The 11,599-nt window shown below is 57.3% G+C and carries 12 protein-coding genes and 2 pseudogenes; 6 read left to right on the forward strand and 8 right to left on the reverse strand.

The features are described from left to right. Positions 1-278 precede the first annotated feature (278 nt). Positions 279-2,201, forward strand: coding sequence for a biosynthetic arginine decarboxylase (gene speA / locus ACVWZF_RS08755; protein ID WP_011434320.1), 1,923 nt, complete (start codon positions 279-281; stop codon positions 2,199-2,201). A gap of 104 nt (positions 2,202-2,305) precedes the next feature. Here speA and ACVWZF_RS08760 read toward each other — a convergent pair whose 3' ends face one another. The 5 genes and pseudogenes from ACVWZF_RS08760 to ACVWZF_RS08780 form a co-directional block, all read right to left on the reverse strand. After that, entirely contained in the window at positions 2,306-2,545 is a 240-nt protein-coding gene (locus ACVWZF_RS08760; protein ID WP_011434319.1) for a hypothetical protein, read from the reverse strand. Between the two features lies 1 nt (position 2,546). Further along, positions 2,547-2,921, reverse strand: coding sequence for a hypothetical protein (locus ACVWZF_RS08765; protein ID WP_238376818.1), 375 nt, complete (start codon positions 2,919-2,921; stop codon positions 2,547-2,549). 82 nt (positions 2,922-3,003) lie between these two features. Then, positions 3,004-3,259: pseudogene (locus ACVWZF_RS08770) on the reverse strand (GlsB/YeaQ/YmgE family stress response membrane protein). Between the two features lie 529 nt (positions 3,260-3,788). Continuing rightward, positions 3,789-5,093, reverse strand: a complete 1,305-nt coding sequence (locus tag ACVWZF_RS08775) for a metallophosphoesterase family protein (protein ID WP_414417917.1) — start codon at positions 5,091-5,093, stop codon at positions 3,789-3,791. A 123-nt stretch (positions 5,094-5,216) separates the two neighbouring features. Continuing rightward, entirely contained in the window at positions 5,217-5,468 is a 252-nt protein-coding gene (locus ACVWZF_RS08780) for an RNA recognition motif domain-containing protein (protein WP_011434316.1), read from the reverse strand. Between the two features lie 377 nt (positions 5,469-5,845). Here ACVWZF_RS08780 and ACVWZF_RS08785 point away from each other — a divergent pair, with 377 nt between their 5' ends. The 4 genes from ACVWZF_RS08785 to def all read left to right on the forward strand — a co-directional run bounded on the left by ACVWZF_RS08785 (position 5,846) and on the right by def (position 7,399). After that, positions 5,846-6,022, forward strand: coding sequence for an NblA/ycf18 family protein (locus tag ACVWZF_RS08785; protein WP_414424327.1), 177 nt, complete (start codon positions 5,846-5,848; stop codon positions 6,020-6,022). Next, positions 6,022-6,348: a DUF2499 domain-containing protein gene (locus tag ACVWZF_RS08790; protein WP_457411277.1), complete on the forward strand. Its 327-nt coding sequence runs from the start codon at positions 6,022-6,024 to the stop codon at positions 6,346-6,348. Before ACVWZF_RS08785 ends, ACVWZF_RS08790 begins: the two co-directional genes overlap by 1 nt. 3 nt (positions 6,349-6,351) lie before the next feature. Then, positions 6,352-6,666, forward strand: coding sequence for a DUF3593 domain-containing protein (locus tag ACVWZF_RS08795; RefSeq protein WP_414388950.1), 315 nt, complete (start codon positions 6,352-6,354; stop codon positions 6,664-6,666). A 142-nt stretch (positions 6,667-6,808) separates the two neighbouring features. Further along, positions 6,809-7,399, forward strand: coding sequence for a peptide deformylase (def, locus tag ACVWZF_RS08800; protein WP_457411279.1), 591 nt, complete (start codon positions 6,809-6,811; stop codon positions 7,397-7,399). Positions 7,400-7,437: 38 nt separating this feature from the next. Here the strand turns inward: def and ACVWZF_RS08805 are convergent, their stop codons facing one another. Then, complete coding sequence (locus ACVWZF_RS08805; RefSeq protein ID WP_414350209.1) at positions 7,438-7,791, reverse strand: hypothetical protein; 354 nt, start codon at positions 7,789-7,791, stop codon at positions 7,438-7,440. A gap of 199 nt (positions 7,792-7,990) precedes the next feature. On the opposite strand from ACVWZF_RS08805, the gene cbiD reads away from it, so the two are divergent. Beyond that, entirely contained in the window at positions 7,991-9,097 is a 1,107-nt protein-coding gene (cbiD, locus tag ACVWZF_RS08810) for a cobalt-precorrin-5B (C(1))-methyltransferase CbiD (protein WP_457411281.1), read from the forward strand. 277 nt (positions 9,098-9,374) lie between these two features. Here the strand turns inward: cbiD and ACVWZF_RS08815 are convergent, their stop codons facing one another. Next, positions 9,375-11,336: an ExeM/NucH family extracellular endonuclease gene (locus tag ACVWZF_RS08815; RefSeq protein ID WP_457411282.1), complete on the reverse strand. Its 1,962-nt coding sequence runs from the start codon at positions 11,334-11,336 to the stop codon at positions 9,375-9,377. Between the two features lie 61 nt (positions 11,337-11,397). Next, a pseudogene (locus ACVWZF_RS08820) lies at positions 11,398-11,599 on the reverse strand (hypothetical protein); the annotation flags it as partial.

The following is an 11,599-nucleotide window of genomic DNA, read 5'->3' on the forward strand; positions in this document are numbered from 1 at the left end:
CGGGATCCGACCCAAGCTCAGAAAGGAGAGACGGAAAATGGAGAATTCAAGAGAAAAACAAAGAAAAACAGCGCAAACAAGAGATTAAGCGAGCTGAGTTCTGCGGCAGTTGCACAGAGATCCCCAAGCCAAAGCCTTGTCTGGCAAGGCTTAGCGGTTTTTGGGCCTGAGTCCCCCCGCACCAGAAAAATCTTGACATATTCTGGAATAGGGCAATATATTGTGAATTCTGTGCAGAAATCCTGCGCTGTTCACATCTCGGTATCTGGGGGACTACTATGCCGACTTTGACTCGTTCTCCCTGGACACTGCGAGACAGCGAAAAGCTCTATCGCATCTCAGGTTGGGGGGATCCCTACTTCCGTATCAACGCCGCCGGTCATGTGGAGGTGACCCCACAGGGCCTACAGCAGCAGGAACCGGGCATTGACCTGTACCACTTGGTGATGGATCTGGTGGCACGGGGTTTGCAGTTGCCTCTGTTGATTCGCTTTCCCGAGATCGTGGCCGACCGCATGCGGCAAATTTGCGAGAGCTTTCAGCAGGCCATCCAGCGCTTTGGCTACCCCAACGTCTATCGGGGGGTTTACCCCGTTAAGGTGAACCAGCAGCGCCACCTGGTGGAGGAAGTGGTGAAGCACGGTCGCGCCTACCACTTTGGCCTGGAGGCGGGATCCAAACCGGAGCTGTTGATTGCCCTGGCTCTGCTGGATACTCCTGGGGCTTTGTTGATCTGCAACGGCTACAAAGACCGCGACTTTATGGAGACGGCCCTCTTGGCCCAGCGGCTGGGGCGCACCCCGATCATCGTTTTGGAGCGGCTGCAAGAGCTGGAGCTGGTGCTGCAGGCTGCCGACCAACTGGGCATTGACCCCATCTTGGGGGTACGGGCCAAGCTCTCCGCCCAGGGCAGTGGACGCTGGGGCACCTCGGCTGGGGATCGGGCTAAGTTCGGCCTCACGGCCACCGAGATTTTGCAAGTGGTGGAACGGCTGCGGGAAGCGGGCAAGCTGCATTGTCTACGCCTGTTGCACTACCACATCGGCTCCCAGATCTCGATGGTGAGCGTGCATGGACGGGCCGTGCGGGAGGCCAGCCAAATCTACATCGAGCTGGTCAAGCTGGGGGCCCCCATGGGCTACCTGGATATCGGCGGCGGCTTGGGGGTCGATTACGACGGATCCCAGTCCCCCAATCCTTTTTCCCAGAGCTACAGCATGGAGGACTACGCCGCCACCGTGGTGCAGACCGTGCTCACCGCCCTGGAACCCCACGGGATCCAGCCGCCGGTACTGGTGACCGAAAGCGGACGCGCCCTCATGTCCCACCAGTCGGTGCTGGTGTTTGACGTGCAAGATGTCAACGCTGCCAGCCCCTACCCGATGCCCACCCAGCTCACTTCCGATGCGGAGGTGATCCAGAAGCTAAACCAGCTTTACTACCAAATCCAGCCCGATACTCTGGTGGTCAATTACCGCCGTTGTCAGGAGCTGAAGGAGGCCGCCCTGCGCCAGTTCACTGAGGGATCCCTCAGCCTGCAGGAGCGGGCCGAGGTGGAACGCCTGTTTTGGAACTGCTCCGACAAGATCTGCACCTTGGCCTACGAGCAGCACCAAGCGGGGCATCCGGTGGCGGTGGATCTCTTGGATCTGGACGAAATGTTGGCCAGCATCTACTACGGCAATTTCTCTCTATTCCAATCCCTGCCGGATAGCTGGGCCATCGACCAGGTATTCCCCATCATGCCGATTCATCGTCTGGATGAGGAGCCACGCCAATGGGCCACCCTGGCCGATCTCACCTGCGACAGCGACGGCAAGATCAACCGCTTCTTCGGCGAAGACGGGCAGATCACCTCGGTCTTGCCGCTGCACGACCCCAACGGACATCCCTACCTGCTGGGGGTGTTTCTGGGGGGCGCTTACCAGGAGATTCTCGGAGATCTGCACAACCTGTTTGGCGATACCAACGCGGTGCATATCCGCTCCCGCCCCGGCGGCTACCACGTTTCCCAAGTCATCAAGGGGGACACCATTGGCGAAGTGCTGAGCTGGGTGCAGTACAACAGCGAAGATCTGGTGGAGACCCTCCACCACGCCACCGAAGCCGCCCTACAACGGGGGCAGATCAGCCTATCCCAGGCCCGCGCCTTGCAACGGCACTTTGAAGACAACTTGCGGGCCTACACCTACTTGCACTGAAGCTGGGTTTTTTCTACGAAACCCTTGAAACCAGAAAGGGATCCCGGTTTAGGCCGGGATCCTTATCTCTCTGCATCTGGAAGTTTGGGATCAAACTTGGCCGGTTACAGGCGCACTGGACTGTTCAGGGTCAAGTTAATCGTTTGGTTAGGGCGCAACACCACGACTTGAGGTGCTGTGATATTGCCCACCGCCACTCCGGCTCCGGCTCCGCCAATGACCCCTAAGGCAGAAACGCCTCCTGTGAGCAAGCCCAGCACCGTACCCCCCACAGCACCAATGGCTGCATCTTGAGCAATCGCTTCGGCAGAATAGTGGCGCGGGTCTTTCTCAGTGTGGATCAAATCAGTGGATCAAATCAGAAGACATCTGCACCGAGTAAAGTCGCCCATTGGCAATCAAAGCCGTGCCGAAGAACCTGGCCCCTCCCTGAGTCGGTCGTAAGCTGCCTCGCACCTCGCTGCCTGCTGGGATTACCAATTGGCCGCTGCCGTTGTAGATGTCCTGAGCCACCCGCAGGGTAAGTGGGTGGGTGCTGTTGGGGCTGAAGTACTGGGGCTCTTCTCCCTTGAAGCTTTGGACGGGAATGATGGTGCCCGGCTGCAGTTGGCGCACTCCCAAATCAAACAAGTGCTGGGCAGAAGCAGATGGCATTGTCAACAGACCCATGCTGGGGATGGCTAAGCCAATCATCGCTGCCGAAAGAACACGAATGCTCATAAAAATTCTCCGGTAAATGTTCGATTAAATGTTCGATCAAGATCCCAACGGAAACACAAGCCCTTGCGGGCCATCTTAAAGATCAAGCCCGACGAACGAAGCCAATTAACGCCAACAAAACCAAAGCCCCAATCGTGGCCATCAACAAGCTTCCCAACAGGCCCGTAGCCGACAGGCCAAGTAAATCCAAGTAAATCGAAGAGGAATCCTCCAAAAAATGCCCCGCAAACACCAACAATTATGTTGCCTATCAAGCCAAAGCCATAGCCGCGTCGGATATTTCCTGCCAGCCAACCCGCCAGGGCTCCGATTAGGAGAAACCAAAGTATGCTGTTCATAGAACCTACTTCCTCAAGGTATGCCGTTCCTACAGATTACCCCTTGTCGCAAGAAAATAAATGCTCCAAGAACCAACCTTCTATACACTTGGCACACTTGACGCCCACTTGACAAATTGGTAGCCTCTGCCGAGAACAGATCGTTATTTGTCTTTTAATATACAGACTCTATAGATTTAATAGACTGACTCTATAGAAAAGAAGATGGGAATTTCATGAATGCTAGAAAGGGATCCCCTGCTTGCTGCAGCTTCACAATACCTAAACCTCAAACAAAAAAAGACTGGCAGTGTGAGGTCTACCAGTCTGAGTCAGTTCCCTGTGAGTGAGCTGATGCCGTCGTTGCCAACGTCTTCAACCCGATTCCCAGTTTGTGTTGCTTTTTGCCATTTCGAAGTGATTCAGATCACTTGAAACTTGAGGAGCCCGCAGCTTTGGCAAGCACTCCTGTCCTGATTTCTTCGTACAGGGATCCCCCATCCCCACCCCTATGAACCCTGAGGCGACAAAGGGAGCATCTCAAAACCAATCAAAACAAAGGCAACTGCTCCTCTTCCACTGGGGCAAGGCTTGAAGATCCCAGCTCCTCCCAGTTGGGGGCCCAGTCTTGTAAAGGATCCACATATTCCTCCAACAACTGACGGGCCGCGGCCAGCAAATCGTTGTGCAAGGGGGCCAGATCGCTGCGGTCGGCCAGATACTGCTCCAGAGCCGTCAGGGGCTCAAGTCGGCTGGGATCCCATCCCGGCAGACGGATGCGGCTGGGGCTGACCACTTCTGGGGCGATGGTGTAGCTAAAAGCAGGGGCAAGAGCGTTGTGCAGAGCCCGCTCATCAATGCACTCTAGCTGGTCGGGCCGTATGCGGTAGATCAACCGCAGGATGGAGCCGGCCACGGGGGCCTTGGCGATGGCGGCCAGCAGCTTGGACTGCGCCTGCTGGGGTGGATCTGCGCTCAGATCCAGGCGAATGGTGTGAAAGGTACGGGTTGGCAGGGGCAAAAATTCATAGCTGGCCCCCGTAGGGGTGACTTCCACCAGCACACAGCCTTTTTCCTCTTTTTCTTCGCCAAAATCCACCCGCTCAATGCTGCCGGGATAGAGCATCAAGGGATCCCGACACAGCACCTGGTGACGGTGTACATGCCCCAAGGCAACATATTGATAGGCAGGCCGAGCCAGCAGCGAAAGGGGCACCGTAAATCCTCTGCCCACCGAAAGATGGCGTTCTGCTCCGTAGCGGGCTGTCTCCACCATGACGTGAGCCAACAAAATCGCCGGGATCCCTGGCTGCAGGGTGCGGATCTCCCCTTCTAGGGCTAGGCGGAGGCGCTGCAGGAGCTGATGCGCGAGGATTTCCCCTTCAAGCGCCAAGCTTTCCTGTTGGGCGAGTAGAGCAGAGCGACTCAGCCAAGGTAAAGTGGTCACCTGCACCGGGCCACCGCGAGTTTCGATCCGATGAGTTTCCAGTCTGTCCCCCACAATAAAGCCTGAGACCCCCAAAGCGCGGTAGATAGCCAGGCTGTTGCCTCCCTGTCCCTGCCCGTACTGATCGTGGTTGCCCACCAACAGGACGGTTGGGATCCCTGCATCGGCCAGGCGGCGAAACTGTTGGGCAAAAAGCTCTTGATGGAGAGGGGGGGGTGTCGCATCGGGGAAAGCATCGCCCCCAAACAACACCAGATCCACCGCTTGGTTGAGAGCATGGTCAATGCACAAGCGCAAAGAAGCTACAAAATCTTCCAAACGGGTATTCAGGCCGGTAGCTGGGTTAATGTGGCCGTAGGCAAGACCACTGCCCAGATGAATGTCGGAAAGATGTAGCAACCTTACCATCTTGGGCGCTCTTGGAGACTTTGCAGCTCTCCCATCTGTTGGGATAAACCTTGCCGTTCGCGTTAGCGGGACGGAGTCCTTTGGTTGCCCAGAATGGCAAACCCAGGGTTGAACAATCTTTGCTTAGGCTTGGCGGCGGGGCCTGGCTCGATCCAAACGCAGAGGCCGGCCCATGAATTCCTGCCCGTTCGCGCTCTCGATGGCTTCGTCCTCCTCAGCTTCGGTTGCCAGATCCACAAACGCGAAGCCTCGTGTCTGACCTGTCTCTCGGTCTATCGGGATTGTAACCGACTTAACGTTCCACCTCTGCTGGAAGAAAGCTTTCAGTTCTTCTGTTGAGGCTTTATAGTTTAGGTTCCCCACAAAAATGGTCATGGCAATTCAAGCAAAGTAAGTCACCAATCAGCAAGGGTGGCAACAAAGCTCCAGAGTACTTCACTTCTATCATGGAGCCCTGCTAAGTCGCACAACGTGAAAGGATGTAAAGGGATCCCTGCCGGAAAATCTTCCCCCTTCCCCATCCAAAATGCACCTTTGTCCAACTTGACGGGCCTGTACTTTTTCTGCCACTGGGTTGAGGTTCTCTGCCCTCGCCTCGGCCAAGCTCCCTTCCGGCACGTCGAGATCCGGCATCTTGTCACGTTGTTGCGATTTGTTAAGATATGTATTATCCTGCTTGCACTACCTGGCCAGATCTGCGCTGTTGGAACTCTTTGCAGACCTCTCTACCTGAGCACCCTGAGGTGATAATGATGGATGAAACGCTAGGGCTCTCTTTGGAGCAGCAATTTCGCCAGCGGGCTTTCGAGACCTTGGTTTCTCGCATGAGCCCCGAGCAGGCCAAAGACATTTTGGTCAAACTGCACAAGCAAATGCTGTTGCAGGAGGCCACTTACCGCCAACTGCTGCGTCATTCCCTCAGCGCCTGATGCACGCCCTTTCGCTTCCCACCTGGTGGATTCACATTGCCAGCGTCTTGGAGTGGATCGCTGCTATTGTGCTCGTGTGGCAATTTGGGGAGCGGGTGGGCCAGCCCGAATGGCGAAGTTTGAGCTGGGCGATGCTGCCCGCTTTGTCGGGGGCAATGTGCGCAATCACCTGGCACTGGTTTGACAACGACCCCAAGTTGGACTGGGTGGTCACTGCACAGGCCAGCTTGACCTTGCTGGGCAACTGTACCCTGGCTTGGGCTGCCTACCGCATTTGGCGAGCTGAGAGAGCCGACGAGCCTGCACAGGAGGGGGATCCCAACTAGGCGATGAACAGTTTATTTGCCCTCTCTCTGTTCCCTTACTTGGTCTTTTTATTCTTTCTGTCGCGGCTGCGCCGGATCCCACGTTTGGCCTTGGTTGGATTTTGGCTGCTGTTGCTATTTGTTGCCGTCAGCATCCCGGCAGGGCTGTACGCTCAGGTTCACTACGGCACTTCCCTGGCCAACGTGGATCCCTTGCATGGAGGGGCAGAGGCTTTTCTCACCCTCTCCAATATTTTGGTGGCCTTGGGCTTTAAGCAGGGAATTGACCAACAGGCCCAACGACTTCCAGAGGCTGGCGACGGCAACCCTGAGCCATGATCATCCCAAACAGGTCCCTACCCCCTCTTCAAAATCAAAAAGGAGAAGAGAGTTAGGCAACAGTGGTTTCGGCGCAACTGGGACTGAATGTAGAATGGGGATCCAGGCCTGATACCTGCTGTTATTCTGTGAGATCTGCCAGATGGTGGCTACCCTTTCTGTTGCCGTTCCCAAAGTGAAGCTGAAGCATCCGCCCCTGCACATTTATCGCATGGGGGACAAGGTGCTGCGGCAGCCGGCCAAGCGCGTTAGCCAGGTCAATGAGGAGATCCGCCAGCTTGCCCGGGACATGCTACAGACCATGTACAGCTTTGATGGGATTGGTCTGGCGGCTCCGCAGGTTGGCATTCCCAAGCGCATGATTGTGGTGGATCTTTATCCCGATAAGCCGGAGGTGCCACCGCTGGTGCTGATCAACCCGGAGATTCGCGAGTACATTGGCGAGGCCGTTGCCGGGCAGGAGGGTTGCCTGAGCATTCCGGGGGTGTTTTGCGAGGTCGTGCGCCCAGAAGGGATTGTGGTTTCGTTTAAGGATGAAACGGGGCGGCCCCGCACCCTTCGAGCGGACGATTTGCTGGCGCGGGTGATCCAGCACGAAATCGACCACCTCAACGGCGTGTTGTTTGTGGATCACGTGGAAAACGAGCTGGTGCTGGATCAAGAGCTGCGCAAACACGGCTTCCAGATGCAGGATGTGCAACGCAAAGGCAAGCCCTCTGCTGTTCCCCGTTGAAGCCTTTCCAGACCGGTCCGGACGACTGTCGGTTTGGTTTAGTGTTGCAAGCGCTGGGCCAAGAGCTGCTCCTCAAGGGCGGCAATGCGGTTGTAGGCAGCGGTTAACTGGGCGCTCAAGCGCTGTATTTGGGCTTCGGGGGCCAACTCATGCCCCATGCTGCGGTTGCTCACCACGGTGGGTTCATCATCCAGCAGGAAGTTGTGGCTGCCATCTTCCACCAAGTCTGAGATTAGAACGCTGTAACGGGAGGGGGCGGGGGTGTTTTTTTTGGCTTCCTGGGTAGCCAGGAGAACAGCCACCACCTGCTCGGGCATCCGCTCGATGGCAGCTTTTAGCTCCTGTATTTGCGACTCCAGACGCTCAAGGTAGTGCTGCACTGCTTCGCTCATAGCTGCCCCAGTTTTCGACTACCTTCATTGAAAAAGGCAAATTTCGGATCCCCTCTTCTTCCCCCAGATCATTTAACGATTGCTTCCGGGAGGTGTTCCCCGAAACTCCTAGGTTCTCTCACAAGCCACAATTGAGGTGTGCATTTTCCGGAGATTTTGGTTTTCCGGTCATCCATTTCCGAAGCAAAAAGCTGTGCAGATGCAGGATGCTGTTCAGGGATCCCGACCGCGGGGCTATACCTTGCCGGTTTTCGCCGTTGCTTCGGCCAGGGCTGCTCTTCACCACCTTCTGGGGATCCCTTTGGAGAAGGAAGGGGGGCGCTTGGTTGTTGCGGTGCAGGCTGAGCCCCAGTCCCTTGAGGCTCGGATCCACATCCCGGTGGAGCAGGTAGCTGCCTTGGAGAAGACAACAGCTCTGGCCATTACCCGCTCGGATCCCGGCCCCCACCTGGATCTCACCCGCGACACGCCGGTCTGGGCTTGGGTGAGGTTGGAGGAGAGGGATCCCGAGGATCCCCCCTTGATCTTGGAAGCCGGGGAAGGGCTGGGGCGACGCACCGATGGCAGCCCGGCCATTTATGCCTATGCCCGCCGTTTGTTTGAGATCAATCTTTTGCCCGGGATCCCCCCCGATTGCCGGTTGCGGGTTCGCATTATCTTACCTGAAGGAAAGCTGCTGGCCGAGCGCACCTCCAATGCCGCTTTTGGGGTGCTGGAAGGGCTGGCCCTGTTGGGAACGCGGGCGGAGGTGGAGCCTTCCTCAAGTGTTGAGAGCTTAGAGCAAGCCCGCCAAGAGCTGCAACAAAAGTTGGAGCGGCACAAGCATTTGATCTTTTGCGTGGGCAGCCATGGGCAGCAAGTGGCGCTGGGGCAAGGGATCCCGGAAGACCAGATCCTGCGAGTAGCCAATTGGATCGGGCCGCTGCTGGTGGAAGCGGCATTGCGAGGGGCAGACTCGATTCATTTGATCGGCTACCACGGCAAGTTGATCAAGCTGGCGGGGGGCATTTTCACCACTTCCAGCCATGTGGCCGATGCCCGCCTGGAGATCTTGGCGGCAGCCCTCATCCGCTGCGGGGGAACAGCCGAGCAGGCGCGGCAGGTGCTGGAGCTGAGGACAGTAGAGGCAGCGGTGCACCATCTGGATGGCCTTGGCTGGGCAGCACCCGTGATGCAGGAGTTGGCTCGCCAAATCCTGGAGCGAGCCACAGGCTATGTGCGAAAGTATGCCGGTCGATCCCTGCTGTTGGCGGTGACGTTGTTCGACCGACAGGGGCAAATCTGCGCCCAGGTGGGGATCCCATAATGAGGTCATTTCGATTGAGACGAGGACATTGCAATCCCCCCGGATCCTCAACCATTTTTCTCCCGAAGTGTCTTAAGCGCTCCGTGCCGCCAAAGGCAACCACCCCCGGCTCCTCTCCCTTTAGTCCGTGCTTCAAAAGTCAATCCCTCTGCTCGAAACCCGCTGAGCAACGGTGGATCCCGGCCAAGACCACATAGGAGAGCGTTACGGCTGAGGAAGCAGATCCACTTTCCCAGCCACTGCCAATCAGACTCAGGTTGGCACTAGGATCCCACACCTAGTTCCCGGAGATGTTGACACTATCCACCTGCCAGCGAGTGGCCGAGCCGGAAGCTGTACCAGAAGAGCGATAGCGGAAGGCAATGTAAACACGGTTGGAAGGCTGGATCCCAGCCAGAGAAATCGGGCCGGAGTCGACGAAGCTGCCCGTAGAGAAAGTGGGAAGCGTCGTGGGCCTCGGTGTCGGTGTGGGCGTCGGCGTCGGTATGGGCGTCGGTGTCGGTGTTGGGTCCGGAGTCAGGACCAAGCCAACGAGCACCGGATCGTGGTCGGAAGAGCGGAAGGGATCGCTGGCGTAGAAGAGGCTCTGCTGAGAGGGACTCTTGAAGCTCGTGGTGTAGTCCAGGCTCACTGGCTCGTCGGCGTTGATGTGCCACTTGACCGACCCGGTCACTTGCGGCCTCAAGCTGGCGTTGGCCAAGGCGTGATCCAGGGATCCGAACTGACCTTGGAAGCTGAAGGAAGAGTCGTAGGGGGTGTTGAGGTTGGTAAATCCGCCCTCCTCCAAGACTTTGATCGGGTCTTCCTTGGCGTAGGCGTTGAGATTCCCGATAATCAGCACATCCGGATCGGTGGAGCCGGTGGGGTTGGTGGACAACCAGTTCAGGATTTCCTGGGCAGCCCGCCTGCGGTTGCCGTTGCAATTGCCCTGGAAGGGATCGTTGTCGACAGGATCACAGGGGGATCCCTTCGACTTCAAGTGGTTGACCACCACCGTGAAGATGGCGTTAACGCCATCTGCGTTGTTGAACTTCTGCCGGAAGGTGACGGCCAAGGGAGGGCGGTGGCGACGAAGCGAGGGATCTTGGGTGAATTCCCCGGTATCCAGAAAGGCGGGGTTGGTGCCAGGCGCAATTTCAACCGTAGCCGGCTTATAGATGAAACCATTGGTAATGGCATCACCGCCTAGGTTGGCTACCCCTACATCCACAAAAGCGTAGGTTCCCGGCCCCATGACCTGGTTGAGACCGTTCACCAAATCTTGGATGGAGCTGTTCGGGCCATAGCCGTCGTTTTCCAGCTCGTTCAGGCCCACAATATCGGCGTCCATGCGGCGAATCGCCTCGATGATCTTGTCCCGCTGGCGGGTGAACTCTGCGGCGTTCCTGGCCCCTCGACACTCGGAATTGTTGGGGAAGCAAATGTTGCCGAAGGTGTTGAAGTAGTTGGACAGATTGAAGCTGGCCACCTTCAGGGATCCGCCTACCAGGGGTGGAGTTTGCGGGCGAGGGATGACGGACTGAAACGTCGGCAAGTTGCTGGGATCGTTGGGGTGGATGCGGTAGTCGATGGTCGCATCCACGTCGCCAGCGACGTTCCGGCCCGGTAACTGAGTCATGATCCCGGTGATGTTGCTGACGAGATCGCTGACGCGCACAGTGTTAGCCGCGCTCAGGCCACCCGGAGTGGGGTAGATAACCGGATCTGGGTTTTGGGTGAGCAGCCGGTCATCAATGCGAATCCGCTTTCGGTCGTTTTCCGCTTGAATGGCAGCTGCCTGGCTGGGATCCGCAATTTGCGTAGGAGTGAACAACTTGAGCTCTGTGGCCACACTCAGCTCCCCGTGGCGTCCCAGCAAGAAGGAGTCGGTTACAAACAGGGGCTGATTTCCAAATGTGACCAGCATTCCTTCCAGAGCTTCCCTTTGCTCCGCAGTCAGCGGTAGAGAGATCTGCACTGGGGCCGGCAACGGATTGTCAGAGCTACAGACAGTAAAGCTGGTGACGTTGGAGAGCTGGGTTTGCTGGCGGAACTCAGCAACCGTTCCGGTCACCTGAACCCTATCTCCAAGCCTGACGTTATTAGCTGTGCCACTGAAAACGAAGATGCCATCTGATGTGGCGGGATTCCCGTCACCATCATCTTGTAGGTAGTAGCCCTGGAGATAGGTTTGGCCAGCCACCCCCTCATCTTCAAAGTCTCCTACTACGATTCCAGAAACCGTGACTGTTTGGTTCACCAGGGGGGAAGTGAAGCCAGTGCCCTGGACAGTGCCAACTGGGATCAGGTTGGCGTTGGGATCACAGCCTCCCGGCGTGGGCGTCGGTGTTGGCGTGGCTGTGGGTGTTGAAGTCGGGGTCGGTGTGGGCGTCGGTGTTGGCGTGGCTGTGGGTGTTGAAGTCGGGGTCGGCGTGGGCGTCGGTGTTGGCGTGGCTGTGGGTGTTGAAGTCGGGGTCGGTGTGGGCGTCGGTGTTGGCGTGGCTGTGGGTGTTGAAGTCGGGG

It is taken from the genome of Thermostichus sp. OS-CIW-30, from assembly GCF_054060215.1.

Coding starts and splice junctions, on each gene's coding strand:
- ACVWZF_RS08780 (WP_011434316.1), bottom strand. CDS start 5,468: ATGACCATTTTTGTGGGGAACCTAAACTATAAAGCCTCAACAGAAGAA.
- ACVWZF_RS08790 (WP_457411277.1), top strand. CDS start 6,022: ATGCACGCCCTTTCGCTTCCCACCTGGTGGATTCACATTGCCAGCGTC.
- cbiD (WP_457411281.1), top strand. CDS start 7,991: ATGCAGGATGCTGTTCAGGGATCCCGACCGCGGGGCTATACCTTGCCG.
- def (WP_457411279.1), top strand. CDS start 6,809: ATGGTGGCTACCCTTTCTGTTGCCGTTCCCAAAGTGAAGCTGAAGCAT.
- ACVWZF_RS08805 (WP_414350209.1), bottom strand. CDS start 7,791: ATGAGCGAAGCAGTGCAGCACTACCTTGAGCGTCTGGAGTCGCAAATA.
- ACVWZF_RS08795 (WP_414388950.1), top strand. CDS start 6,352: ATGAACAGTTTATTTGCCCTCTCTCTGTTCCCTTACTTGGTCTTTTTA.
- ACVWZF_RS08775 (WP_414417917.1), bottom strand. CDS start 5,093: ATGGTAAGGTTGCTACATCTTTCCGACATTCATCTGGGCAGTGGTCTT.
- speA (WP_011434320.1), top strand. CDS start 279: ATGCCGACTTTGACTCGTTCTCCCTGGACACTGCGAGACAGCGAAAAG.
- ACVWZF_RS08785 (WP_414424327.1), top strand. CDS start 5,846: ATGGATGAAACGCTAGGGCTCTCTTTGGAGCAGCAATTTCGCCAGCGG.
- ACVWZF_RS08765 (WP_238376818.1), bottom strand. CDS start 2,921: ATGAGCATTCGTGTTCTTTCGGCAGCGATGATTGGCTTAGCCATCCCC.